This is a genomic window from Paenibacillus sp. FSL R7-0345 (genome assembly GCF_038595055.1).
Taxonomy (GTDB): domain Bacteria; phylum Bacillota; class Bacilli; order Paenibacillales; family Paenibacillaceae; genus Paenibacillus_AQ.
Map to the genome: position 1 here is coordinate 2,908,235 of NZ_CP152002.1, position 26,237 is coordinate 2,934,471.

The 26,237-nt window shown below is 55.3% G+C and carries 24 protein-coding genes; 20 read left to right on the forward strand and 4 right to left on the reverse strand.

From position 1 onward, the window contains the following. Positions 1-60: 60 nt before the first annotated feature. The 4 genes from NST84_RS12235 to NST84_RS12250 all read left to right on the forward strand — a co-directional run bounded on the left by NST84_RS12235 (position 61) and on the right by NST84_RS12250 (position 2,893). Positions 61-873, forward strand: coding sequence for a hypothetical protein (locus tag NST84_RS12235; RefSeq protein WP_342565836.1), 813 nt, complete (start codon positions 61-63; stop codon positions 871-873). 93 nt (positions 874-966) lie between these two features. Next, a complete protein-coding gene (locus NST84_RS12240) occupies positions 967-2,082 on the forward strand; it encodes an aminopeptidase (RefSeq protein WP_342565837.1) in 1,116 nt (371 codons plus the stop codon). A gap of 114 nt (positions 2,083-2,196) precedes the next feature. After that, on the forward strand, positions 2,197-2,442 hold the full coding sequence (locus NST84_RS12245; RefSeq protein WP_039872573.1) for an HPr family phosphocarrier protein: 246 nt from the start codon (positions 2,197-2,199) through the stop codon (positions 2,440-2,442). Between the two features lie 148 nt (positions 2,443-2,590). Then, positions 2,591-2,893 (forward strand): YlaN family protein, encoded by a 303-nt coding sequence (locus NST84_RS12250; protein WP_342565838.1) that lies wholly within the window; start codon positions 2,591-2,593, stop codon positions 2,891-2,893. A gap of 93 nt (positions 2,894-2,986) precedes the next feature. On the opposite strand, the gene cax is transcribed toward NST84_RS12250, so the two are convergent. Next, positions 2,987-4,057: a calcium/proton exchanger gene (gene cax, locus NST84_RS12255; RefSeq protein WP_342565839.1), complete on the reverse strand. Its 1,071-nt coding sequence runs from the start codon at positions 4,055-4,057 to the stop codon at positions 2,987-2,989. A gap of 152 nt (positions 4,058-4,209) precedes the next feature. Between cax and NST84_RS12260 the strand changes: the two genes are divergently transcribed. Next, on the forward strand, positions 4,210-4,575 hold the full coding sequence (locus NST84_RS12260; protein WP_019911482.1) for an Asp23/Gls24 family envelope stress response protein: 366 nt from the start codon (positions 4,210-4,212) through the stop codon (positions 4,573-4,575). Between the two features lie 79 nt (positions 4,576-4,654). On the opposite strand, the gene ftsW is transcribed toward NST84_RS12260, so the two are convergent. Together ftsW and NST84_RS12270 are read right to left on the reverse strand one after the other, a co-directional pair. After that, entirely contained in the window at positions 4,655-5,902 is a 1,248-nt protein-coding gene (gene ftsW / locus NST84_RS12265; protein WP_342565840.1) for a putative lipid II flippase FtsW, read from the reverse strand. Further along, complete coding sequence (locus NST84_RS12270) at positions 5,899-6,246, reverse strand: YugN family protein (RefSeq protein ID WP_342565841.1); 348 nt, start codon at positions 6,244-6,246, stop codon at positions 5,899-5,901. Before NST84_RS12270 ends, ftsW begins: the two co-directional genes overlap by 4 nt. 175 nt (positions 6,247-6,421) lie before the next feature. Here NST84_RS12270 and NST84_RS12275 point away from each other — a divergent pair, with 175 nt between their 5' ends. The 11 genes from NST84_RS12275 to NST84_RS12325 all read left to right on the forward strand — a co-directional run bounded on the left by NST84_RS12275 (position 6,422) and on the right by NST84_RS12325 (position 17,262). Then, the gene (locus NST84_RS12275) at positions 6,422-7,591 is read left to right on the forward strand and encodes an amidohydrolase (RefSeq protein ID WP_342565842.1); all 1,170 of its coding nucleotides are present in this window, start codon (positions 6,422-6,424) and stop codon (positions 7,589-7,591) included. A gap of 79 nt (positions 7,592-7,670) precedes the next feature. Further along, positions 7,671-8,102: a CBS domain-containing protein gene (locus NST84_RS12280; protein ID WP_342565843.1), complete on the forward strand. Its 432-nt coding sequence runs from the start codon at positions 7,671-7,673 to the stop codon at positions 8,100-8,102. A gap of 122 nt (positions 8,103-8,224) precedes the next feature. Beyond that, positions 8,225-9,922: a DNA repair helicase XPB gene (locus tag NST84_RS12285; protein WP_342565844.1), complete on the forward strand. Its 1,698-nt coding sequence runs from the start codon at positions 8,225-8,227 to the stop codon at positions 9,920-9,922. After that, the gene (locus NST84_RS12290) at positions 9,919-11,835 is read left to right on the forward strand and encodes a helicase-associated domain-containing protein (protein WP_342565845.1); all 1,917 of its coding nucleotides are present in this window, start codon (positions 9,919-9,921) and stop codon (positions 11,833-11,835) included. Before NST84_RS12285 ends, NST84_RS12290 begins: the two co-directional genes overlap by 4 nt. A 74-nt stretch (positions 11,836-11,909) precedes the next feature. Continuing rightward, positions 11,910-12,347: a YlbF family regulator gene (locus tag NST84_RS12295; RefSeq protein ID WP_342565846.1), complete on the forward strand. Its 438-nt coding sequence runs from the start codon at positions 11,910-11,912 to the stop codon at positions 12,345-12,347. Positions 12,348-12,389: 42 nt separating this feature from the next. Further along, the gene (locus NST84_RS12300; protein WP_039872590.1) at positions 12,390-12,653 is read left to right on the forward strand and encodes a YlbG family protein; all 264 of its coding nucleotides are present in this window, start codon (positions 12,390-12,392) and stop codon (positions 12,651-12,653) included. 194 nt (positions 12,654-12,847) lie between these two features. Then, positions 12,848-13,756: an EAL domain-containing protein gene (locus tag NST84_RS12305; RefSeq protein ID WP_342565847.1), complete on the forward strand. Its 909-nt coding sequence runs from the start codon at positions 12,848-12,850 to the stop codon at positions 13,754-13,756. Next, positions 13,731-14,705 (forward strand): GGDEF domain-containing protein, encoded by a 975-nt coding sequence (locus tag NST84_RS12310; RefSeq protein WP_342565848.1) that lies wholly within the window; start codon positions 13,731-13,733, stop codon positions 14,703-14,705. Before NST84_RS12305 ends, NST84_RS12310 begins: the two co-directional genes overlap by 26 nt. 122 nt (positions 14,706-14,827) lie before the next feature. Further along, positions 14,828-15,265, forward strand: coding sequence for a hypothetical protein (locus NST84_RS12315; protein WP_342566412.1), 438 nt, complete (start codon positions 14,828-14,830; stop codon positions 15,263-15,265). 84 nt (positions 15,266-15,349) lie between these two features. Continuing rightward, positions 15,350-16,249 (forward strand): selenium metabolism-associated LysR family transcriptional regulator, encoded by a 900-nt coding sequence (locus tag NST84_RS12320; protein ID WP_342565849.1) that lies wholly within the window; start codon positions 15,350-15,352, stop codon positions 16,247-16,249. Between the two features lie 107 nt (positions 16,250-16,356). Then, positions 16,357-17,262, forward strand: a complete 906-nt coding sequence (locus NST84_RS12325; protein WP_342566413.1) for a PHP domain-containing protein — start codon at positions 16,357-16,359, stop codon at positions 17,260-17,262. Between the two features lie 144 nt (positions 17,263-17,406). Here the strand turns inward: NST84_RS12325 and NST84_RS12330 are convergent, their stop codons facing one another. Further along, complete coding sequence (locus NST84_RS12330; protein ID WP_342565850.1) at positions 17,407-19,275, reverse strand: NFACT RNA binding domain-containing protein; 1,869 nt, start codon at positions 19,273-19,275, stop codon at positions 17,407-17,409. Between the two features lie 193 nt (positions 19,276-19,468). On the opposite strand from NST84_RS12330, the gene NST84_RS12335 reads away from it, so the two are divergent. The 4 genes from NST84_RS12335 (at position 19,469) to NST84_RS12350 (ending at position 26,226) form a co-directional block, all read left to right on the forward strand. Continuing rightward, positions 19,469-22,288, forward strand: coding sequence for a calcium-translocating P-type ATPase, SERCA-type (locus tag NST84_RS12335; RefSeq protein ID WP_342565851.1), 2,820 nt, complete (start codon positions 19,469-19,471; stop codon positions 22,286-22,288). An 85-nt stretch (positions 22,289-22,373) separates the two neighbouring features. Further along, complete coding sequence (gene dapF, locus NST84_RS12340; protein ID WP_342565852.1) at positions 22,374-23,210, forward strand: diaminopimelate epimerase; 837 nt, start codon at positions 22,374-22,376, stop codon at positions 23,208-23,210. Between the two features lie 159 nt (positions 23,211-23,369). Beyond that, positions 23,370-25,028, forward strand: a complete 1,659-nt coding sequence (locus NST84_RS12345; RefSeq protein ID WP_342565853.1) for a spore germination protein — start codon at positions 23,370-23,372, stop codon at positions 25,026-25,028. Next, positions 25,015-26,226: a Ger(x)C family spore germination protein gene (locus NST84_RS12350; RefSeq protein WP_342565854.1), complete on the forward strand. Its 1,212-nt coding sequence runs from the start codon at positions 25,015-25,017 to the stop codon at positions 26,224-26,226. Before NST84_RS12345 ends, NST84_RS12350 begins: the two co-directional genes overlap by 14 nt. Positions 26,227-26,237 lie beyond the last annotated feature (11 nt).

Sequence of the window (26,237 nt, forward strand, 5' to 3'; positions counted from 1 at the left end):
AGGAAAGGCATGTGTGCCATGAAAATACCAGCCTTGTTACACAAGCGGAGGTTTCCGGCAGTGCTGGCTCTGCTGCTGCTAAGCGGCTGTTCTGCTGCCGGCAGCAAGCCTGCTGTGGAGGATTTAAGTCTCGCTCTGGCGGGGATGGACGGAAAGGATACAGTTTCCTTTGAGGGCTCAGCGGCATTGCTGATCGCCGGTAAGCCAGTACCGGAGTCAGCCCTCTATTATGGAGGTAAAGTGCAGGATCATACCCGTATCAGCCTGTATTCCCTGCTGCCTGATGAGAACAGGGAGACCAGGGCGGCAGCGGAACAAGGCATGAAAAAGCTCGGAGAAAGCAAGGCGGCTGCACCCGCATCCTACACGAGACTGGAGAAAAAAAACGGGGAGTGGCAGCTGCATCAATCTGCTGCGGCTTCCGGGTCAGGTGAGGCAGGCAGGCTTGCTGCGCTTAATCCCCTGCAGCAGCTGGAGGAGCTGCATCAGTCGGATAAGCAGGTAACCGTAGAGTCCGGATCATCCGGCGGAACCCGGGTGCTGAGGATCAGGATCAGCCCGGAGGAAGCCAAACGGCAGCTGGCCGAGGAACTGGAACGGGAGATGCAGGCTATCCGGCCGGATGCGGCAACCGCAGGGCAGTCTGCTGAAGTCAGAGCGGCAATGAATGCGCTTTGGGTGCAGAAGTCAGGGGAGCTGAAGCAGCGGATAAAGGAAGCTGAGGTGACCTCCGTCTACTTTTTGAAAGTGGATACCAGGCGGAGCCTGCCCAAGCGGTTGACCTGGACACGGACAATCCGTTATCCGGGTGCGGCAGATCCGGCAGACACAGAGGCGTATGTGACCAAGGTGGATTTCTACGGCTACCAATAAACGTACCGGTGAACAGAAGGCTTGCGCTGAGTAGAGGGCGTGCTACAATAGAACGGTATGCCATTTTTATGTAAGAGGAAGGAAGAGAGCAGGATGAAGGATCCAAGAATTCAAAAGCTGGCGGCAAACCTTGTGGGTTATTCCGTGGATGTGCAGCCGGGCGAAAATGTGCTGGTTGAAATGATCGGCAGTGAACGAGATTTGATTAAAGCGGTTGTGGAGGAGGTCGGCAAAGCCGGAGGAAACGCTTTTGTCCAGCTGACAGACCGTACCGTCCTGCGCAGCATGCTTAAATATGCAACCCCGGAAGGCATTAAGACCTGGGCTGAGATCGACCTGAACCGTATGAAGCAGATGGACTGCTATATCGGAATCCGCGCCGGCGAGAATGTCAATGATCTGGCTGATGTGCCGGAAGAAAATATGAAGCTCTACAATTCCCTGTATTCTCATCCGGTACATAGCGAGCAGCGGGTCAAGCATACCAAGTGGGTAGTTCTCCGTTATCCTAACGCGAGTATGGCACAGCTGGCCAACACGACTACAGAAGCTTTTGAAGACTTCTACTTTGAAGTGTGCAACCTGGATTATGCCAAAATGGACAAGGCCCAGGACGCGCTGGCCGAGCTTATGCGGAAAACAGACAAGGTGCGGATCTCGGGTCCGGGAACAGAGCTCTCCTTCTCGATCAAGGGAATCGGTGCAGAAAAATGCTCCGGCCAGAAAAATATCCCTGACGGCGAAGTATACAGCGCCCCTGTCCGTGATTCTGTCAACGGCACAATCAGCTATAACGCGGCTACCCTGTACAACGGCATTACTTTTGAAAATGTGAAATTCCGCTTTGAAAACGGCAAAATTGTGGAAGCAACCAGCAATGACACGGCGCGCCTCAACGAGATTCTTGATTCCGACGACGGCGCGCGGCATATCGGTGAGTTCGCTATCGGCTTCAATCCGTACATTCTGCACCCGATGAAGGACATCCTGTTCGATGAGAAAATCGCCGGCAGCCTTCATTTCACTCCGGGCCAGGCTTATGATGTCACCGATAACGGCAACCGCTCCTCCATACACTGGGATCTTGTGCTGATCCAGCGTCCCGAGTACGGCGGCGGGGAGATTTATTTTGACGATGTGCTGATCCGCAAGGACGGAATTTTCGTCATTCCGGAACTTGAAGGTCTGAATCCTGAAAACCTGAAATAAAATGTAATCAAAAGAAAACACCTTGCGCGAGTAAGCGGATTCAAGGTATCATGGAATTGGTTACAAATGAACAAGCGAACTAAGTTTTTCTAATCAAGTTGCGGAGGGATTCCTATGTCCAGTAACAATGCGGCAATCGTGGATATTGCCCAAACGGCAAGCCAGTTCAACTCATCAATCGTCCTTCAGGCGGACAACAAGTACATTGACGTTAAGAGTATCCTGGGGTTGTTTACAACTCTGGTTTCCAGTCAAAGTTACGAACTTCATGTTCACGGCACGGATGCCGAAGAAGCCAAAAAAGCAATGAGCGAAGTTTTTTCCAAACATGGTTTGAACTTTACAGTTGTAGCTGAGTAACGATCAGCCTTAAAGACGTCCTGCCTGTAGCGGCAGGGCGTTTTTTTGTTTAGTACAAACTGAATTCTTGTATTGGGTCTCAATTTCGACTAATATTAAACTAAATAGCAGTAACAGCTGTAACTTTTGGACATGGGGGGGAAAATGCATGACTTCATCGGATTTGCAGGAACAGCTTAATCTTAAAGCAATCACTCTTCTACAAGAAGATGCCGATAAAATTCAGAAGCTCATCGAAGTGCAGATGGAGAATCTGGCGACGCGTTACTGCCCTCTCTATGAGGAAGTGCTGGATACCCAGATGTACGGCTTCTCAAGAGAGGTCGATTTTGCGGTCAGAGCGGGGCTTGTACCTGAGTATACCGGCAAGCAGGTACTGAGTGAGCTGGAGCGTAATTTGGCTGTACTGTACGAAGCGCTGAACAAGAAAGCGGAAGAGCGCGAGAATTAGGCGTGGCTTCCATCTGTTCATAAAAACGCACATGAGGGCTATAGGCCGCTCATGTGCGTTTTTTTTGTTGTGCTGCGGAAGTGGAGGATCAATCTATACGAGGTAGAAGGAGACACCCAGAATCATATAGACCGCCAGCAGCAGCAAGCCTTCATACCAGTTGGTGGCACCGTCCTGAATAATAGACTTGGCTATAAACACAGAGACGGCGATCGCTACAATTTCTATTGTCGTAAAGACGATATCCATCGTATTGCCCATAAAGTAGCTGGCGAAGATGAGTACAGGTGCTACGAACAGGGCGATCTGCAGACTGCTGCCGACAGCGATCTCTACAGCAGCCCCAATTTTGTTCTTCATTGCCAGCATAATCGCCGCGCTGTGCTCAGCCGCATTTCCGATAATGGCGACAAGGAACGCGCCGACGAACAGCTCGCTGAAGCCGAAGCGCTCGGTCAGCGTCTCCAGAGTGCCGACCAGCCATTCGCTGACAAAAGCGACCATTACTGTGGCTAGAATCAGGTACATGATGGATTTTCTCTTGGACCAGGCAGGGGCATGCTCGTTAGGCAGCTCTTCCGCGCTGTCATCCGTTACATCGGCCAGATATTTTTTGTGTGTGATCATGGAGAAGACCAGCCAGGCCATATAAGCGGCAATCAGCAGACCTGCCACAACTAGGCTGAGCACATCAGTGTCCCGCTCGGTGATGGAGTGGGTGTTGAAGAACATGGCCGGGACAAACAGGGCGATGACCGCCACGATCATTAGTGAGCCGTTGAGCCCGGCCAGGGTAACGTTGAAATTCTGAACCTTGAACTTCATCCCTCCGGCAAAAATACTCAGCCCCAGCACCAGCAGCAGGTTGCCGATAATGGAACCGGTGAGACTCGCCTTCACCATGTCAAACAGTCCTTCCTTGACGAGGAAGAAGGCGATGATCAGCTCTGCGGCATTTCCGAAGGTGGCATTAAGAAAGCCCCCCAGCCGCTGTCCGGCATAGTGGGCTACGCTTTCGGTTGCCCGGCCGAGGAATCCGGCTACGAAAACAACCGCAATAGCGGATAACACGAACTGCAGCGTGTGATCCCAGTCCGCATAATGTCCGACTGCGCTTAAAATAAAGGTGATTATCAGCAGCGCCGGAGAAATCCATTTTTTCAAGTACAACACACCCCGATCTTTGTATGTAGGTTAAATTCATATTTCAATATACCCAAATTGATCCGGAGTGTAAACGGTGCTAAAGAAGTCATTTGCTTTTTAGCCTGTTTTCGAATTACAATAATTGATAATGAGTGTAGGGGGGATATGGCATGGCGGAACAACTTCAACTTGAAATGGGTAACATACGGATATCCAATGATGTCGTCTCAAAAATTGCCGGATTAGCGGCATTGGAGACTCCGGGGATAGCAGCCATGTCTGGCGGCTTATCCGAAGGCTGGGCCAAGCGCCTCAGCGGAAAGAATGTGCAGAAGGGCGTAACTGTCGAGGTCGGACAGCTTGAAGCTGCTGTGGATCTGCGCATCATCGTATTGTATGAGACTCCGATTCATGAGGTCTGCCGGATGCTTCAGCAGAATGTGCGTGAAGCTGTAGAGAGCATGACCGGCCTGCACATTGTTGAAGTCAATGTCAAGGTAGAAGGCGTGGCCTTTAAGAACGACGAAATTTCATAACTGGTTAATCAAAAAGGCAGCCCGGGATTTGTTTTCCGGACTGCCTTTTTGATTTATTGTGAGTCGGATGCAGACAGGCTTAGCGGGTGGCGCGTACCTGTCTGACGGTTCTGACTGATTTGGTAACCTCTTCTTTAGCCGGACGGTTTGATTCTCTGGAGATGCTCAGCATAATGCCCATGCAGAACATGGTGACCACCAGTGAGGAGCCTCCGTAGCTGATAAACGGCAGCGTGACCCCTGTCAGCGGGATGGTCTTGGTGACACCGCCGATGTTGACAAAGGCTTGAATGGCGATCAGGCCCATTACCCCTATGCCAACCAGTGTACCGAAGGGATCGGTGCATCTGAGGGCAATCAGGATGCCTCTCCAGATAAAGTACAGATAGACCAGCAGGAAGATGGCTGTGCCGATAAAGCCGAGCTCCTCGCCGATCACAGCAAAGATAAAGTCCGTATAAGGGTAAGGCAGATAATGCAGCTTCTGGATGCTCTGTCCGAAGCCGGCGCCGCTGGTACCGCCTTCTCCCAATGCCATCAGGGACTGGAGAATGTTATAGCCTCCGCCTTCAGCATCCTGGGTCGGATCAAGAAATGCCATGATGCGGTCCATTTTGTAGTTATTATCTGCGGCTACTGTAGCAGGCTGCGGCGAAATGGAGTCTATGGCAGTCTTGGCCCCCATTACAATCCCTACCCCGAGCACCAGAAGTGCGATCGAAGCTAGAATATGCTTCATGCTGGCGCCGCCGGCATAGATAACAAGGCCGCTGGTTGCTACAAGAATGAGGCAGGAGCCCAGATCCGGCTGCATCATGATAAGGCCGGCAACAATACCAACAATGACCATAACCGGGATATAGCCGGTGCGGAAATCCCTGAGCCGCTCGCCTTTTTTGGTAATCAGGGCGGCCAGATACAGAATGATCGAGATTTTGGCCAGCTCCGTTGGCTGGATGCCGAGTCCGCCGACATTAAACCAGCTCTTGGCGCCGTTAGTGCGCTCGGTGAAGGCGACAAGCAACAGCAGAATAAGCGTAAGTAAAAAGATCGGGGCATACCATTTCTTGAATTTGCTGTAGTGGATATTCATTACGGTGAACATTACGACGCTGCCGACCACAACCCATTGGATCTGATTCTTCAGGAAGTACAGCGGATCATTTCCGAACTTTTCACTGGCCAGTGTGAGGTTGGAACTGGAGCTGAACACCATGACGAGCCCGAAGCCGACAAGGAGCAGGGTCAGGATGAGCAGCTGAAAATCGGGTGTTCCTCTTTTGGGCAGGCTGACTTTGGATTTCGTCTTTCCCTTTACTGTACTCAAGCCTCAAGCAGCGCTTTCAGCTCTAGAATCCGCTGCGCGGCAGTCTCCAGGACGGGCTGGGGAACCGGGGATTCGTACTCCAGGCCATGGGGAAAGGTGGCCTTGCCCAGGTATACGGCTTCAATGGCCAGCATGGCGTCGGGCTTCTCAAGCTTGCCTTCGACAGCGCGTGTGTTGACCCGCAGGAAATATTCGCCGCCGTTCTGGTGGTCCTCAATCTTACAATCGTAAGTGGCGCGGTAGTATTCCCATTGCCAGCGGATAAATCCGGCTTTGGCCGCACTTTCATCCAGATACTGAAGGTCGCTTTGCAGTCCTACGAGGCCAGTGTTCTCAAATATCATAGCGCACATATCCCCCTTAAGAAGTATAATGATTCATTCATTGCATCATTGTAGATGTTCTACCTCATGATAGTATGTTTCCAGGGGTTGTGCAAGGTAGACAGGCCGTGCCAATACACAGTTTTTTGCGTTTCTGCTACAATATAAAGACATGGGAGAAGGGAATGGAACTTTAATGGATAAAAGAGAGATTGAACAGCTGCTTCCGGACATGGTGGAATGGCGCCGTCATCTGCACCGTCATCCGGAACCGTCTTACGAGGAGAAGGAAACGTCGGCTTTTGTAGCCGCGAAACTGGCTGAATTCGGGATTGAAGTGAAGCACAGCAGCGCCGGCTACGGGCTGACTGGCATTCTGAAAGGAAGCAAGCCGGGCAAAACGGTGGTGCTGCGTGCAGACATGGATGCGCTCAATATTACCGAGGAAAGCGGAAGTGAATATGCTTCGCAGAATCCCGGCGTGATGCATGCCTGCGGACATGACGGGCATACGGCGATGCTGCTTGGAGCGGCGGCTTATTACAGCGCCCGCCGGGACGGGCTTCAGGGCGAGCTGCGCTTCCTGTTTCAGCCGGCTGAGGAGATCTGCCCGGGCGGTGCGAAGGACATGATCGCTGAAGGCGTGCTGGAGGGGGCAGATGCCGTCTACGGCCTGCATCTGTGGACACCGCTGCCGCTGGGAACCATCGGCAGCGCACCGGGTCCGCTGATGGCTTCGGCGGACGAGTTCTTCATCGATATCACCGGAAAGGGCGGACACGGCGGGATGCCACACCGTACAGTGGACAGTATTGTAGCAGCAGCGGCGCTTGTAACCCAGCTGCAGACCATTGTCAGCCGTAATGTAGACCCGCTCCAGCCGGCTGTGCTTAGCATCGGAACGATCCAGGGCGGAACCGCCCAGAACATTATTGCGGAGCGCTGCCGGATCACGGGCACTGTCCGGGCTTTTGATGAGGAGACGCGGTACCTCATCCGCCGCAGAATTGAGGAGATGGCGGCGGCGGTTGCTGCGGTCTACGGGGCGGAGGCCAAAGTAGATTATCTGATGGGTTATCCGCCGCTGGTCAACGATGAAGCGGAATTTAACCGCTTCTTCCGGATTGCCCCGGAGACATTGGGGGAGGATGTGCAGATCATCCGGATGGACCAAATCATGCCGGCCGAGGATTTTGCATATTACGTCAAGGAAATTCCCGGCTGCTTCATCTTTGTAGGCGCCGGAAATCCGGTCAAGCATGCGGTTTATCCGCATCATCACAGTAAATTTGATTTCGACGAAGATGCCATGCTGCACGGCGCGAGGCTGCTGGTGGCACTCGCTGATACCCGTCTGAATGAATAGCTGTTCTGCCTATGCATAAACAGTCCGGACTATGGAGAACCTACTTCCGTATATTACGGAGCAGACAGGAGGTTCTTTTGTGAAGACAGTCCGGGAAGTTATGACTAGGCAGCCTGCAGTGGTTACGCTGCTGGATAATGTCTATGAAGTTGCCGTCAAAATGAGAGATCATAATACCGGGTTTATGCCGGTGGTAGATTCGGAAGCGGGAGGAAGGCTCATCGGGGTTATCACAGACCGGGACCTGGTGCTTAGAGGCTATGCCCAGAAGCATCCGGGCTCAACCGCTGTGGAAGCAGTGATGAGCAGCAAGGTTATCTCCATAGAGGAGTCCGCGACGGTAGATGAGGCTGCTGAACGGATGGGTTCAGCGCAGATCCGCCGTCTCCCGGTCACGCGCGGTAATCAGCTGATTGGTGTTGTATCGCTTGGTGATCTGGCTGTAAAGGACATCTTTGCGGACGAAGCAGGAGAAGCGCTGAGCGATATTTCGCAGCGCCAGCTGCATTGAACAGGTATTAAAGCAAGCTCATATCCGCAGCAGTGCGGAGGTGGGCTTTTTCCTGTTGGGCCTGTACTAGCACTCAGGCCTGCCGGACAGCTTATCGGTGATCATAGACAGGAGGAGAGAACATGAACGGAACAGGGCCATGTATTGCCCGCAAAGACAAAACGGTTCTGCTGGAATGCGGACACCCGGAATCCGCCGCCGCGGGCAGGGAGCTGGCCGGCTATGCCGAGCTTGTAAAAAGCCTCCCGGCTTATCATACCTACCGGATTACTCCGCTGTCGTTGTGGAACGCCGCTGCCGGAGGGATGAAGGCGGAACAGATCACCGCCAGTCTGCAGCGCCTGGCGCGCTGGGAGGTTCCGGCCGGGCTGGAAGAAGAAATCCGCAAGCTGGTCACGCGGTACGGAAAACTTACGCTGCATGCGCATGCAGCTGACAGCCGGCTGGTTGTGCTGCGCGCCGACAGCCCGGCGCTGCTTGATGAGCTGGAAGGACGCGCCGGACTGGACGGGCTGCACCTGGGCAGAAGCGGTCCGCTGGAATGCACATGCCCGGCGGTCTCGCGCGGGCTGCTGAAGCAGGAGCTGACCAGGCTCGGTTATCCGGTGCAGGACTACGCCGGCTACCGGGAGGGCCAGGAGCTGAGCCTTGCCTGGAAACAGGAAGGGCAGCGCAGTGCCGGCGACAATAAGGAAGACTTCGGACTCCGCCCGTACCAGGAGGAGGCGGTCCGCCTCTTTTACGGAATGGGCGGCAGCGGGGTTGTTGTCCTGCCCTGCGGAGCGGGCAAGACGGTCGTCGGGCTCGCCGTAATGGAGAAGCTGCAGTGTGAAACGCTGATTCTTACTTCTAACACAACCTCTGTAGAGCAGTGGCGGAAAGAGCTGCTCCAGCGGACCAGCCTGCAGGGCGGGGACATCGGGGAATATACCGGTGAGCGCCGGGAAGTGCGGCCTGTGACGCTGGCAACCTATCAGATGCTGACGCACCGCCGCTCAAAAGGGGAGTCTTTTGCCCATATGAATTTGTTCAACGAGCGGAATTGGGGCCTGATTATCTATGACGAGGTCCATCTGCTGCCCGCCCCGGTATTCCGGGCGACCGCCGACATTCAGGCGACAAGGCGCCTGGGGCTGACCGCAACGCTGATCAGGGAGGACGGCCGCGAGGGAGATGTCTTCTCACTGATCGGTCCGCGCTGCTATGAGCTGCCCTGGCGGTCATTGGAGAAGCAGGGCTGGATCGCCGCTGTCGATTGTGTGGAGCTTGTGGTGCCGATGGACACGGCTCTGCGGAGCCGGTATCTCTATGCCGGCGGCAAAGAGCAGTTCCGGCTTGCTGCCGGCAACCCTTCCAAAGCAGCTGCAGCGGCACGGATTATTGCAGGCCATGCCGGCTCCAAGGTGCTGGTCATCGGCCAGTACCTGGATCAGCTCGAGGAGCTTGCTGCCTGTCTGAATGCACCGCTGATCACCGGCAAGACTCCGCAGCGTGAGCGCAATGCGCTGTATGCGGCGTTCAACGAGGGAAGCCTCAGTGTGCTGGTGGTATCGAAGGTGGCTAATTTTGCGGTCAATCTGCCGGATGCCTCCGTTGCCATTGAGGTATCCGGCGCTTATGGCTCCCGCCAGGAGGAGGCCCAGCGGCTGGGCCGGATTCTGCGGCCCAAGCAGGGCGAGAACAAGGCGTACTTCTACACGCTGGTCACCGGGGACAGCCGCGAGCAGGAATTTGCGCTGCGGCGCCGCCTGTTTCTGACGGAGCAGGGCTATGAATATGCGGTCAGGACAGACGGGCCGCCGGGGGAGGCCATGTCATGACGACGCTGAGCCCATCGGCTACGGAGGTGCTGCGCCAGTTCTGCGCAGCTTATGCGGACAGGCCGTTTGCTGTGGAGAAGGCGGAACGGCTGCGGCCTGGAGACCTCTGCCGCGCCGAGCTGCAGCTGGCCATTCTGGAGCTGCGCCAGGCCGGCCTGGTAGAGCTGCGCCAGAAAATCTGGGGCGAGCAGTTCTACCAGATTCCGCCGCAGCAGCTGGCGGCGGTACAGCAGGAATGCTTTAGCTGTGACCTTGAACCCTTACACGGCGAGCAGGTGATGGTCGAGTGGCCGGCAGAGCCGGGACTGGCTGCCCAGCTGTTCCGTGCGCTGGCATTCATCCGGCAGGAGGGGCTTCCGCTGACGGCCAAAGGCGGCATTCATAAGAAGCATTTGAGCAAGCTGACCGCCCTGCTGCCGTTGCAGGACAGGCATCTGCAGGGCTTGTTTCCGGAATCTGCTGCCGGTGATGCGGCTGTGCTTCCTTTCACCGTGATTATCGATCTTGCGCTTGTACTCGGGCTGGCTGTACCCGGAGATAAAGCTTATAAGCTGGAGCATGAAAAACTGCAAAGCTGGCTGGAGCTTGAGGAAGCGCAGATGAACAGCATCCTGTACAGTCTGATCCTTGACCGCTATGCTGCTGCTGAACCTGCCCTGCAGCATTTCAGATATCTTCTGTCCTCTCCCGCGTTTGTACCGGGCAGCTGGTATGTGCTTGAAGATACTTTGGACTTCCTGCTGGTTTCAGGCCTGTCCGCCGGAAAGGAAGCTGATGCGCTGCGGCCAGGCTGCCTTAGCTGGCTGCATTGCCTGTCCGGCTTCGGCTGGTGCGAGCTGGGAGTAACAGACAGCGGGAAAGCCTGTTTCCGGTGGACTGCGCATAAGCCGGTGCTGACGGCTGTGCAACAACCGCAGGATTCCGGCCAAGACGGGCAGGCTCCTGCAAACGGGCACACCGCTTCCGCAGATGGCGGAGGCTTTATCATCCAGCCGGACTTCGAGGTGCTGGTGCTTCCGGAGGTGCCTTACCGGCTGCGCTGGGGGCTGGCAGGCTGTGCGGAGCTGCTGAGTAGCGACGACGGGCTGTGGAGCTTCCGGCTGAGCCGGGAGAAGCTGGAGGAAGCGGCAGAACGCGGGCTGCCTCCGGAGGAGATCATCAGCTGGCTTGGCGCCCGTGCCGAAGGAGGAATGCCTGGACAGGTCCGCCTGACGCTTGCCCAGTGGGCACGGAGCATCGGCCGGACCGCCTGGTCACAGGTCATCCTGCTGACCTGCCAGGCGGAAGAAGAGGCTGCTGACATTTCCGCGCATCCCCGGCTTGGAGACTGTCTGACCCGGATCGGCCCGCTGCATTTCATAGTCCGGCAGGACCGCACTGAACAGGTGCGCAAGGAGCTGGCGGCAGCGGGGCTGGCGCCGCCGCGGCTGATCAGCGGGGCAGGTGAAGGAGACGCACCTCAGCCGCTCTGTCTTCCGGATGACACCGCTTGGGCTGAAGCCGCATACGTCCTTCCATCGGCGGAAGCCGTTCCCGGCCTGCTCGGCAACCGGACTGCGCTGAGGACGGTACCGGCTGCTGCCGGGAAACCGGAGGAGCAAATGCTTCCCGGAGCAGACAGCGGAGACAGCATTCCGCAGATGTGGCTGCGGGAATGGAGGGAGTACCACACGACTACAGCGCAAAAAGTCATGGAGCAGGCCTTCCGGTGGGGAATAAAGGTCCGCCTGTCTATTAAGGGGGAAATCTGCGATTTCATCCCTGAGCAGCTCCGCGGAAATCCGTGGAGAGTAGCCGGCGGGCTGATGCCTGAAGGAACAAGGCAGTGTGAAGAAGCGGAACTGGCACCGGGGGACTGGACGGAAATGAAGCTGCTGCTTCCGGAGGGGTACAGAAATTCCTCTTCTGCTTAGGTGGCAGGATATGTTATGATAGGTTAGTCTACAGCCCCGCTGTAGAACATTTACACAGAAAAGAGTTGAAGTTCATGAGCGTAGCGGAATTGAATACGGTCGATATGGCCGAAGTGCTGACATACGCCTATGAATTAGGCGATATGATTAATCAATCCGCTGAAGTGTCGGATTATTTATACTGGAAGGGGCGCGTCAGCGCCAATCCCGAAATTCAGGCCATGGTTAGACGGCTGCAGGGCAAGAAGGAGCTGTTCGAAGAGACACAGCGCTTCGGGCATTTTCATCCGAACTATCACAGTGCGAAGGATGAAGTAGCAGCTGTCGAGCAGGAGCTCGAACAGTTTGAGGAGGTTTTACGCTTCAAACAGGCGGAGGCGACGCTGGACGATATTTTACATTCCATGTCGGAAGCAATCGCATTCTCGGTATCGGATAGCATCAAGGTGCCTAGCAACGATCCGGCGCCAAAGGGCGGATGCGGCAGCGGCGGCAAATGCTCCTGCGGATAAGCTGCCGCTTGCCGGGGAGAGACAGAAAGGGCGGATGAGCTTATGTTTGCGGAACGGACAGGATATATCGTATGGGTCAGCGATGTCAAGGCGGCACGCAACCTGGAGAAATACGGAACACTGCATTATGTCTCCCGTAGGATGCATTATGCGGTAATGTATGTGAATGCGGAACGTGCCGAGGAAGTCATGAAGAATGTCCGCAGGCTCTCATATGTGCGTAAGATCGAACGGTCCTACCGCAATGAACTGAAGACGGAATACACCAGCAACGGGCAGGACAAGTCGCGTTATTACGGATTGTAGGACAAGTTCATAAACGTTGGTATTTGGAAGCAGGCGCTGTAAGCGTCTGCTTTTTGCTGTACACTGAAACAGGTCTGAAATAAAGCGGGCATTTGTCGATATTTGGCAGAATATTTAATCGCCGCTTAATACTTTGCGTTTATGCTTGTGCTAAGAGTGATAAAATTCACGAAGACAGGCATACAGGTGATCAAATGAGTAAAGAACGGGCTCTGTCCCAAAAGATAAAATTAATTCCGCGATATCTGCAGCATTTAAATGTCAGGCTTAAAGGGGAGCTGCAGGAGCTCGGCCAGTTATCGGCCTTACTGGATATTATGAATAATGAGCGTCTGGATACCTATTTTCAGCCGATTCTGCAGCTGCGGACCGGACAAACAGTCGGGCATGAGGTGCTCAACCGTCCTCCGTCCTCCACCCATTTTCCTACCACTGAGCATTTTTATGAGTTCGCCGGGCGGACCGACCAGATGTTCCGCTTTGAGCAGAACTGCCGCCGGATCTCGCTGCTGCGGTATATGGAACGGCTGCCAATGGAGGAGCGTACCGGAAGTGCGCTGGTTTTTATTAATGTCCACCCCGGGGTGCTGAATGATGCCCGCCATAAGAGCGGGGAAACGCTGACCCTGCTGCAGTCGCTGGGGCTGTCGCCGGAGCGGGTCGTGTTTGAACTGACGGAACGGCAGGCGGTACAGGATTATATCGGTTTTGAAAAGGTGCTGTCCCACTACCGTGAACAGGGCTTCCGGATAGCGGTTGACGATGCAGGCTCGGGCTACAACAGCCTCAAAACGCTGGTCTATCTGAAACCAGAGTTTATTAAGCTGGACAAGTCGCTGATCCGCGGGATACACGGCTGCAGGGAGCAGCAGGAGCTGCTGGAGCTTATCCGGGAGTATGCCGACCGGTCTGCTACCCAAGTCATTGCAGAAGGTATCGAAACGGCGGAGGAACTGGTATATTTACAGAGAGCAGGCATTGAATTCGGTCAAGGGTATGCGCTTGGCAGGCCGGGGCAGTCTCCGGTCCGGGGAAATTGTCCGGTAGAGCCTATTAAAGCTGCTGGAAGGGGAGTCTATGGCTATGTTTCTTCAAATCGGTGAAATTGCGGAGCAAATCCCGGAGATTTCCCCGCAGCACAAATGTGAATATGTAGATCAGATTTTCAAAAGCAATCCCCGGCTGCAGGGCGTTTGCGTGACGGAGAACGGGCAGGCCGTAGCCCTGATTATGCGCATCCGCTTTTATCAGCAGATTGGAACGTTATACGGATATACGCTGTATATGGGCAGGGCAGTAGAGCTGGTCATGGACCGTAATCCGCTTGTGGTCGAATACAAGACACGGATTACGGAGGTCAGCCGGCTGGCCATGGACAGAAGTGAGGAAAACCTGTATGACTATGTGCTGGTTACGCATGAAGGGCGGTTGTTCGGTGCGGTGAGCGTACGTGATCTGCTGCTGAACTTTGCGGAAATTCAGGCGGTGGCAGCCAGCTTCCTCAATCCCCTTACCGGCCTGCCGGGCAATCTCAGCATCACGGAATGGATGGTAAAGTCGCTGCTGCAGGAGCAATTCAGTGTATTATACATAGATCTTGATCATTTCAAGGGTTATAATGACACGTACGGATTCAAGGAAGGCGACCGGCTGATTCAGGCAACTGCAGAAATATTGAAGCATTGCGCGTTGCAGTGGGAAGGCTTTCTAGGGCATATCGGCGGTGATGACTTCATCATTTTTATCAATGATTATCACTTTGAGGACTGCTGCAAGGCGATCATCAGGGAGTTTGAGCAGATTATTAAGGATTTTTATCATCCGGGTCATCTGGCGCAGCAGTATGTACTGACGGAAGGGCGTTCCGGCGGCATGGAAAAAATTCCGCTGGTCTCGATCTCAGTTGCGGTTGTGACCAACCGTTTCCGCCAGTTCGCTTCGATCGAGGCGCTGTCCGAGGAGTCGGCCCGGCTCAAAAAAAGATGCAAAAAAGTCAAGGGCAGCAGCTATGCGGATGACTCTGATCTGGCAGTGAGCAGAGTAAGCCAATAGCGCTGGCTGTTTGCTTCACAAAGGTGAGACCGGAGCGGGATGCTTGAACATGCTGCATCAATGCGGTAAGATTGACAACAATAAGAGCAACCTTTGGACCCTTCCGGTGGAGAGTGATGATGATGCATGGCAAAGGGATAGACTGGTGGGGGGCCTACGAGCCTTTCCACATCATGCTGAATGACTACAGGGTCGCAGATATTGTCGTGACAAGCCATGCGCAGAGCCGCTATGCGGACCGGGTCAGCCCGGAAGAAGAGGCTGCGGGAGACATTGCTGCATTTGTATGGCAATGTCTTAAGCAGAACCGGATCAAACCGTATCTGCAGAGCAAATACAATGCCTATCTGATCGACGAGGATACGGTTGTAATTGCGGAGTTCAAGGAACTGGAGGGCGTCACCAGCCTGTCCGGCCGTCCGCTGTATGTGATGGTGATTGTCTCCTTTCTGGGGCGGCTCTCGGCGACTCCACAGCTGCGTGATCTGCAGGGCTACTATTCTCGGCTGCGGAATTCCCGCCGCATGAAGCTGATGAAGAAGCGCCGCAGACGCAGATAGTGCACAGCAGTATAACGAAGAAGGCATGCGGCCGGGGGCTGCATGCCTTTTTGCAGGAAGAGAAGAATGAAGGAGTCCTGAATCATGAATTTTCATCAGCTTCACATTTTTTATACGGTGTCCGAGCAGGGCAGCTTCTCGGCGGCCGCCCAGCGGCTGCACATGACACAGCCGGCGGTAACTATGCAGGTGCAGGCGCTGGAGGATTATTTTGGCAGCAAGCTGTTTGACCGCTCCAGTAAAAAAATCGTACTCTCGGAAGCCGGCCAGGTACTGCTGCCGTATGCCCGGAGGAGTATCCAGCTGATCCGTGAAGCGGACCAGGCCATGTCGGCGTTCACGCATATGCTGGAGGGGCGGCTGCAGCTCGGAGCGAGCCTGACGATCGGCGAATATGTGCTGCCCCGCCTGCTCGGGCCTTTCGGTAAGGAATACCCGAATATTTCTATCACGATGAAGGTTATGAATACTTCACAGATCATAGAGGAGATTCATAAGCATCAGCTGGATTTCGGGCTGGTTGAGGCGCCGGTAGCCCATCCGGCAATGGTGCTGGAGCCTGTGATGGGCGATGAGCTGAAGCTGATTGTCCCGTGGGGGCACCCGCTGGCCGACCAGGAGGAGGTTACTCTGGCGGATGCGCTGCAATATCCGTTCGTCCTGCGAGAGCAGGGCTCTGGTACCCGCATTGTGATGGAGGAGCAGCTGCTCGACAAGGGGCTTGATCCGGGAGCCATGAGAATCGTCATGGAGCTTGGCAGTACAGGTGCGGTAAAATCGGCGGTAGAAGCCGGCCTGGGCATTACCATCATCTCCACATCCTCGGTCAAGCATGAAGTGGCACTGGGGCTGCTCAAGGTTGTCGATATTGCAGATGCCTCTTTTAAACGGCAGTTCTATGCCATTCATCTGAAATCGACCCTGTTGCCGATCCCGGCCGTCACCTTCCTGACTTATCTGCGGGAGCATAAGGACGACCGGTAGTCGGCAGGGCTTTTGAAAAGCATTACGACGCAATCAAGAGGGGCATTCTCCGGGAGGAATGGGAGAGCATGGCCCTATCACAACATTTACACAGCGGAGTTGAAGAGATGAATAACCAGCAGGATGACATCTTGGCAAAAGAAACTGGCAAGACCGGGCTGCAGGGACGCGCTGACCTGCATACGCATACCCAGGCCTCGGACGGCATGCAGCCTCCGGCGGAGAACGTGCGGATCGCCTTTGATAAAGGGCTGTCGGCCGTAGCCATTACGGATCATGACACTGTCAGCGGCGTTGCAGAGGCACTGGAGGCTGGCCGGAAATACGGAATTACGGTTGTACCCGGCGTGGAGATCAGCACCCGTGCAGAAGGCAAGGAGATCCATGTGCTCGGCTACTATATTGACATTGAACAGGAACTTTTCCTTTCCAGACTTGCCGCCCAGAGGGATACCCGGGCTGCGCGGAATGAAGCGATCCTGGCTAAATTGCGTGAGCTTGGCATCGGCATTACACTGGAGCAGGTGATTGCGAATCTGGGCCGTGAGCTGAAGCCGGATGAGAGCATCGGGCGGCCGCATATTGCAGATGAGCTGGTGCGGCTCGGGGCGGCAGCTGATATGCGGGATGCTTTTGATAAATACCTTGCTGACGGTGCAGCAGCCTATGTATCGCCTCCGCGTATTACACCTGAGGAAGCCTGTGAATGGATTATCGAAGCAGGCGGAACTCCGGTGCTCGCCCATCCCGGTATCTACGGTGATGATGCGCTGGTGCGGGAGATTATTGCCCGCAGCGGACTGCGCGGCATTGAAGCGTACCACTCTGATCACAACCCGGCTGACGCCGGGCGGTACCTGGCGATGGCCGAAGAATACGGGCTGCTGGTTACCGGCGGCTCGGACTTTCACGGCGCGCGTCAGGGGGTCATTTTCCATGGCGATCTGGGCAGTGTAAACGTGCCCGCGGCTGTGGTGGAGCAGCTCCGCGGCGCTGCGGGTGAACGGCAATAAACTTGACGCGGCACATCACAACGGTGCCGCCCAATCTATGAAACTTGCAGCTGCTCTATTAACCTGAGCAGGACACAAATATAAAAGCCGTACTGCAGGAATGCCTATCCTTCCTGCAGTACGGCTTATTTGGTTTATATCGGCTCAGCTTTTCAGTGTATTCGGCAGACCTTTGATCCGCGTTTCATCCGGCGTCACAAACAGCGTCTTCTGATGGTCATAGATGACGAAGCCGGGCTTGGCGCCGCTTGGCTTACGGACATGGCGGATCAGGGTGCAGTCAACCGGAACGCTGCTGGACTGCTTGGCCTGGCTGTAATAAGCAGCCAGCTGCGCTGCTTCCTCCAGAGTGGCATCCCCGAAGGACTCGCTGCGGATGACGACATGCGAACCCGGAATGTCCTTGGTATGCAGCCAGGTGTCATTGGGTGCGGCGAGGCGGTTCGTGACGTATTCGTTCTGCAGGTTGTTTTTGCCGACGTAAATATCGATCCCTTCGGATGAGGTGTAGACCTGGATGGTCGGCCGTGCCGTCTTTTTCTTCTTCTTGCCCTTTTTGCTGCGGTCACGCAGATAGCCCTGGCTGATCAGCTCATCACGGATTTCTTCGATATCGTTGAGTGAGGCATGAGCAAGCTGCTGCAGCAGGGTTTCCATGTAGGTGATCTCTTCGTGCGTCTTGGCTTGCTGTTCTTCAATCACAAGCAGGCTGTTCTTGTACTTGTTATATTTCTTGAAGTAACGCTGCGCATTGTCGGACGGTGTGAGCAGCGGATCAAGCGGGACCGTGATCTCTGCCTGATTTTCATCGTAATAATTCACCAGCCGGGCTTCCTTGTCGCCCTTGGAAACGGTATGCAGGGAGGCGAAAAGCAGCTCTCCCCAGATCCGGTACTGGTCCGCGTCGTCCGCTTCCTCCAGATCCTTCTGCAGCTTGGCCAGCTTTTTCACATTTTTGCTGCGCTCATTGCTGAGGAAGCGGATCAGGTCAGATACCCGCTGCTTTACTGTATCGCGTTCCGCTTTGTCCCCGTAATATTCCTCCAGGCAGCTGCTGATCGAGCTGTACTGCCGCACATCCCCGCCCAGTATAGTCAGTTGTATGGCAGAGAAGACCGGCTTGCCTTTGGCGTTATTGCCGGAAACCGGAGCGAACGCAAACTCCCTGACTGGCTTCATTACGGATTCAAAAGCTGCCCACAGCTGTGCCGGCGCCTCCGTACTCTGCGGGTTATACTCCTTGCCTGCCCTATGCAGGATTTCTCCGGCAATCAGCGGGCTTAAGCCGCTAAAGGCATGTACCATCCAGCCCATAGGATCTGCTGAGGGGGCAGGACCGCCGCTCCCGTCTTTCGCCGGTTCTTCCAGCGAGCGCAGCAGATCGGCAAGCTCCCCTTCGATCATGTCTTCAGGCGCCTGCTCCTCTTCGCTTCCGGCCAGCGCTGCTTCTTCGGCAGCGGCGACCAGGGCAATGAATGCCCCCTGATCTACGGCCAGCGGATTCAGCTTGTGCTGCTGCGGCGGTTCGGTGTAGGCGGCTCCGGGCATCACAACCCGGTAGCTGCTGATGGACGGGGTTACATGATGGATGCCGTCAATAATTGTACCGCTGGCAAGATCGGTCAGGATGATGTTGCTGTGGCGGCCCATCAGCTCGATGATCAGCTGCTTGGCCGAGACATCGCCCAGCTCGTCGCGGGTCCGGATGTTGATATGGATAATCCGCTCCATGCCGACCTGCGTAATGCTCTCGATGGTTCCGCCTTCACAGTGCTTGCGCAGCAGCATGCAGAACATCGGCGCCTCCGCCGGGTTGACACTGTTCCGCTCGGTTAGGTGCAGGCGGGGATAGGTCGGGTTCGCAGACAGCAGCAGCTTGCCGCCGCCTCCCGCCCCGCGCAGGATGAAAATAAGGTCGTGGGTGCTGGGCTGATATATTTTGCCGACACGCGCACCGATGAATGGCTGAAGCTCGTGCACGATCGCTCTGGTAACAATACCGTCTAATGCCATGATAAAAGCTCTCCTGTCGCAAAATGATGAAGTACTTCTTCCTATGATGCCACACTTTAACACATTCGCGCAAAAGGAGAAGCAGACGGGCAGTGATATTTTGGGACGACCATGAATACACTTGGTCATGAACAGGTGGAAAAGCTGTGCGCCGCCGGAAGTCAAGAAACGACCGGGAGGGGAAAGAAACGATATGGAACAAAAAAGCTGGCACCGGCTCGGTGCAGAGGAGCTGCAGAAGCTGTTCGGCGTTCAGCCGGGAGCGGGGCTGAGCGCGGAAGCAGCCGAGGAAAGACGCAAGGAGAGCGGATTCAACGAATTGTCGGAGGGTAAAAAAGTATCACCGCTGACCCTGCTGCTTAACCAGTTCAAGGATTTTATGGTGCTTGTGCTGATGGGGGCGACACTGGTATCCGGCCTGCTGGGAGAGTATCTGGATGCCATTACAATTGTCGCCATTATCCTGCTTAACGGAGTGCTGGGCTTTGTGCAGGAATTCCGGGCTGAACGTTCGCTGCGGGCGCTGAAGCAGCTGTCTGCGCCTAATGCCAAGGTGCTGCGCGGCGGCAGGCAGGAAGTCATCCCGGCCAGGCAGCTGGTTCCCGGTGACATCGTGCTGCTGGAGAGCGGTGACCGGGTTCCGGCCGATGTCCGCTGGCTGGAATGCAGTGCACTGTATGCGGAAGAATCAGCACTGACCGGGGAATCGCTGCCAGTATCCAAGCATGCCGAAGTCATTCATGCTGCCGAGCTGCCGCTTGGCGACCAGAAAAATATCGGCTTCATGGGCACCATGATTACCCGCGGCACGGGCAAAGCCATTGTCGTCCGCACCGGTATGGACACGGAAATGGGCAAAATCGCCGATCTGATCCAGAATACCGAATCGCAGGAAACCCCGCTGCAGCACCGTCTGGAGCAGCTGGGTAAAATTCTGATCTATGTCTCGCTGGGCCTGACAATTGTTGTCGTGCTTGCCGGTATCCTGCACGGGCAGCCTGCCCCGGCGATGTTCCTGGCAGGTGTGAGCCTTGCAGTAGCTGCGATTCCTGAGGGCCTGCCGGCTATTGTGACGATTGCGCTCGCTCTGGGCGTGCAGCGGATGATCAAACGAAAGGCCATCGTCCGCAAGCTGCCTTCTGTAGAAACTTTGGGCTGTGCCTCGGTGATCTGCTCTGACAAGACAGGCACATTGACCCAGAATAAAATGACGGTGACGCGGGTGTGGAACGCCGGACGGATTCTGGAGGTAACCGGTGAGGGCTATGCCCCTGCCGGACAGATTACGCAAAAGGGCAAGCCGGTTGATCTGAAAAATGACCAGAATCTGCGGCGCATGCTGCAGATCGGGGCGCTCTGCAGCAATGCCGAAATCGTGGAAACCCTCCCCGCCGAGCTGCGCGGCAAACGTAAAGGGAAGGAAAAGGGCGAAGCAGCGGAGAGCCCGCTTAGCAGCCAGCCGGTATGGGAGCTGAAGGGGGATCCGACAGAAGGGGCCCTGGTCGCTTTATCCGCGAAAATGGGCCTGACTGCACAGTCGCTGGCTGTAACGTATACCCGAGACCAGGAGTTTCCGTTTGACTCGGAGCGCAAGCTGATGTCCGTTGTCGTCAGCCATCCCGGCGGAAAGATGATCTGCACCAAGGGTGCACCGGACGTGCTGCTGAACTGCTGCACTTATATGCTGTGGGAAGGCGCAGTTGTACCCTGCACGCCGACGCTGCGCCAGAAGGTGCTGGAAGCGAACGAGGAGATGGCCTCCGGGGCCCTGCGGGTGCTGGGCATGGCCTACCGTGACCTGCGCTCCGGCGAGAGTGCCGGCAGCGAGAAGGAAGCGGAAAGCCAGCTCGTTTTTGCCGGCCTGGCCGGCATGATCGACCCTCCGCGGCGTGAGGTGCGTGATGCAATCAGCGTAACCCGCCGGGCAGGAATCAAGACAGTAATGATTACCGGCGACCACGGCACTACAGCCGAAGCCATTGCCCATCAGCTCGGCATCTTGCAGCGCGGCGGAACCGTGCTGACCGGAACCCAGCTCAGCCGGATGGATGACGACGAGCTGGATAAGATATCTGATAATGTCAACGTTTACGCCCGCGTGTCGCCTGAACATAAGCTGCGGATCGTCAAATCCCTGCAGCGGCGCGGCCATGTGGTCGCCATGACCGGTGACGGTGTCAATGACGCCCCGGCGATCAAAGCGGCGGATATCGGTATATCCATGGGGATCACCGGTACGGATGTTACGAAAGAAGCCTCAGCGCTGGTGCTCGGGGACGATAATTTCTCCACGATCGTCGCCGCCATTGAGGAAGGCCGGAATATTTACGAGAATATCCGCAAATTTATCCGTTACCTGCTGGCTTCCAATGTCGGTGAAATTCTGACGATGTTCTTCGCCATGATGCTGGGCCTGCCGCTCCCGCTGGTGCCGATTCAGATCCTGTGGGTTAACCTCGTAACTGACGGCCTGCCGGCAATGGCCCTTGGAGTTGACCAGCCGGAGAAGGATCTGATGGAGCATAAGCCGCGCGGAGCCAAGGAGAATATTTTTGCCCGCCGTCTGGGCTGGAAGATTATCAGCCGGGGCTTCCTGATCGGGCTGTGCACACTTGGCGCCTTCTGGCTGACACTGCGCACCGCTCCGGGCAGTGCGGAGCAATTGATACGGGCACAGTCTGTAGCCTTCGCTACACTGGTTATGGCCCAGCTGATCCATGTGTTTGACTGCCGCAGCTCGCGCTCTGTATTCCACCGCAACCCGCTGCAGAATAAACCGCTGGTGCTGGCCGTCCTGTCATCCGTTGTGCTGATGCTGGTCGTAATGTACCTGCCGGTGCTGCAGCCGGTCTTCAAGACTGTGCCGCTGAACTTCCGGGAATGGTGCCTGGTCTTCGTCAGCGCAGGCATTCCGACCTTCCTGATGGGCGCAGGCAGCGTATGGGGCGGTAAAAAGAACCGCAGCAAAAGCGGCGGCCGTCCGGTGATGAAAAGTACAAAAATTTCAGCATAAAGTCAATAGCATTGTCCCCGTTCCCTGAGGTATGCTTGGTTCACATGTGAATGCTACCAAACAACCTTTTAGGAGTGGACTTATAATGGAATTTACAAAAATGCACGGCCTTGGCAATGATTTTATTATCGTATTCGGTGAACAGGAGCTGCCGGCAAATGCAGCAGAGCTGGCAGTGAAGCTGTGTAACCGGTTCTTCGGAATCGGCGCTGACGGGCTTGTATACATTTTGCCGTCCGAACGCGGCGATTATATGATGCGCATTATGAACTCGGACGGCTCGGAAGCCGAGCAGTGCGGCAACGCCATCCGCTGTGTCTCCAAGTATGTCTACGAGCACGGGCTGGTGGAGTCGGAAGAGATCGTGATCGAAACCATCGGCGCAGGTGAGCAGAAGGTGTCGCTGAAGGTGAAGGACGGCGTGGTGGAGTCCGTGACAGTGGATATGGGCGAGCCTGTATTATCCGGAACACAGATTCCGGTAGCGATTGACGCCGAGCCGGTGCTGGACCAGCCGATTGAGACAGAGGGTACGGAGTTCAAGTTTACCGCTGTATCGATGGGCAACCCGCACTGTGTAATTTATGTGGAGGATGCGGTCAATTTTGATCTGGCCACCTGGGGCCCCAAGCTTGAAGTGCATCCTCTTTTCCCGAGAAAAGTGAACGTTGAATTTGCAACGGTGCTGGACCGCGGGCATGTGGACATGCGCGTCTGGGAACGAGGAGCAGGTCCTACCCTGGCCTGCGGCACAGGAGCTTGCGCAACACTGGTATCCTCTGTCCTGAATGGCCTGACAGACCGCAGCGCCGTAATCAGCCTTAAAGGCGGTGATCTGTTCATCGAATGGAATGAACAGGACAATCATGTGTACATGACCGGCCCGGCTCAGGTGGTCTATACAGGTACTGTAGAAGTTTAATCAGCCGATAGGCTGCAGCAGTTCATACGAAGGATGTCCGGTAAGCCTCACGGCTTACGGGCATCCTTTTTTTGTGTTTTAGCCTGGCAGGATCAGCAGCCGAATAATGGCAGGAGTAACCGCGAATAATAGAAACCATTATCAGAAGGGGGGAGTCCGATGAACGGCAGACGGCGGAGCATGGACAGCCAGGCGGGAGGGAAGGATCTACCCGGCACCAGCCGCGTAACGTCCGGATTAACTGAAGATCTGGAGGAGACGATCCGCAATATCCGGGCCGGGCTTGGAGAAAGTCCTGATCTTAAAGTGCGCAAAATACAGCTTGGCGGAGAGCATCCCGTCCAGGCGGCCGCAGTCCATATCAGCGGGCTGGCTGATGCTGATGCGGTCAATGAATTTGTAATCGGATCACTTCTGGCGGATCCGCAAAAGCTGAGCTCCGGCAATACGTCAGATCCTGCCCGGCTGCCGGAGCAGCTGCTCAGCGGCATTCTGGAACTTGGGGATGCCGAGCTCACGGATAATTGGAATGATCTCCTGCTGGCCGTACTGTCCGGGGATACGGCTGTGCTGATAGATGGTTCTACTAATGCGGTTATGTGCGATACCAAAGGCGGTGAAGCCCGTTCTGTGGAGGAGTCATCCTCACAGATGGTAGTGCGCGGACCTAAGGACGGGTTTGTGGAATCAGTGGCCACCAACATATCGCTGATCCGCAGACGGATTAAATCACCGAAGCTGCGGCTGGAATATACGAGAATCGGTACAGAGACACACACCCATGTAGCCATGCTGTATATGAAGGAGCTGGCAGGTGAGGATCTGGTAGAGGAAGTGCGGAACCGGCTGAACAAGGTGGCGGTCGACGAGGTGCTGGAATCGGGATTTATTGAAGAGCTGATCCAGGACAAGACGTTTACGCCTTTTCCGACCATCTATAATTCTGAACGTCCGGACGTAGCGGCAGGCAATCTGCTTGAAGGCAGGGTAGTCATTATTGTGGACGGAACCCCCTTTGTGCTGATCCTTCCTGCTGTATTCACCCAGTTCTTCCAGTCTGCCGAAGACTATTCCCAGCGGTTTGATATTGCGATTCTGATGCGCATTGTCCGGTATGTCAGCTTTATCGTGCTGCTGCTGGGCCCGTCGGTGTATATCGCCCTTACTACATATCACTATGAGATGATCCCGACCACCCTGCTGATCAACCTGCTCTCACAGCGGGAAACCGTACCGTTTCCGGCCTTTGTTGAAGCACTGCTGATGGAAGGCGCTTTTGAAATTCTGCGTGAAGCGGGAGTGCGGATGCCGCGGGTCATCGGTCAGACCGTTTCGGTTGTCGGGGCGCTGATTCTCGGCTCAGCGGTCGTGGAGGCAGGCATTATAACGCCTATCATGGTTATCGTTATTGCGCTTACCGGCATTGCGAGCTTTGCCATCCCTGCCTACAACATGGCGATTGCCGGGCGGATCATCCGTTTCGGCTTCCTGCTGCTGGGCGGAATGTTCGGATTCTATGGCATTACGCTTGGCCTCATCGTACTGGTTGCACACATGAACAGCCTGCGCTCATTCGGCATACCTTATCTGTCCCCGTTTGTCCCGCTGTCCGTGAAAGGGCAGAAGGACAGCATCCTCAGACTGCCGCTGTGGCTGATGAAGCCCGGTAAATCTCCGGCGCAGCTAAGGGCGGAAATGCCGGCTTACAAAAAGATAACGTCAGGACATGAGGCTGCGCTGGCACCGCTCATCCGGAAGAATGGGGACGGCGGCACCGTTCGGCAGGACGGGGAGGAGGTGCGTGATGAGAAGAAGTAGCTTATCCCTGGTTCTGCTCCTTACACTTCAGCTGTCCATTCTGTTTGTATTGAGCGGATGCTGGGACAGCGTCGAGCTCAACCGGCGGGCAATTGTATCCGGGGTTGCCATTGACAGGGGTGAAGGGGAGGACGAAAAATTTGTCCTCTCCTTCCAGGTCATTGTTGCCGACGAAATATCCGGAGAAAACGCACGCGGCATTTCGCCGGTTGCCTTATATACCGGCAAAGGGCATACGATGTATGAGGCGCTGGCTAATGCTTCACGCCAGACGGCACGTTTTCTCTCGCTGGGCCATGTCCGTGTTCTGGTTATATCCGAAAAGCTTGCCAGGGAAGGGATTAAGGATATGCTGGATGTACTTGAGCGGGAGAGCGACACCCGGCTTACCAGTTTGATTTTTATTGCCAAAAATCAGACTGCCAGAGACATTATGTCAACCATGACCGTATTCAGCAAAATTCCTGCCAATGATCTGGTAGAGAAGCTGGATACGACCTCCAAGCATTTCGGTTATAACTACCGGATGGAAGTTGACGACGTAATCAGGGGCATTCAGCTCAGGGGCGGGGGACCGGTTATTAACGGTGTCATTACTGACGGCAGCCGTGAAAGCGCGGATACGAATGACAATATGAAAACCATTGCCCCGCAAGCTGTGCTCAAAGTAACGGAGCTTGCCGCTTTCAAGGATGACAGACTGATAGGCTGGCTGAAGGGGGACACTGCACTGGCGACAGCGCTTTTGCATAATAAAATCAAAGGCTATCCGGCAGTGGTCCGGTATCCCGGTGCGAGCTTCCTTGCCTTTAATGTATACCAGTCCCAGCTTGAAGTAGGCGTAAAGGCGGCAGATCCGGAGCATCCGGTTTTTACTGTGAAAATCAGCCAGCAGGCCTCGATCAAGGAAAGCCCGAACAGCCTGGATCTTACTTCCCCTGAGACACTCCAGAATCTTGCCCCCATGCTCACAGAAGACACCGCCGAGAAAATCAAGGCAGCCATAGAGACAGCAAAAAAATATAAAAGTGATTATATAGGTTTCGGACAGGCGATGGAGCGGAAGAATCCGCGCAGCTGGAAAAAGATAAGAGACCACTGGGAGGATGTTTTTGCAGACTGTGAATATAAAATTGATGCTGATGCAGTCATCCGGCATACCGATATGCGCAGCAGCTCCTTTCAGGTGAATCCGTAGAGCGGAGGAGG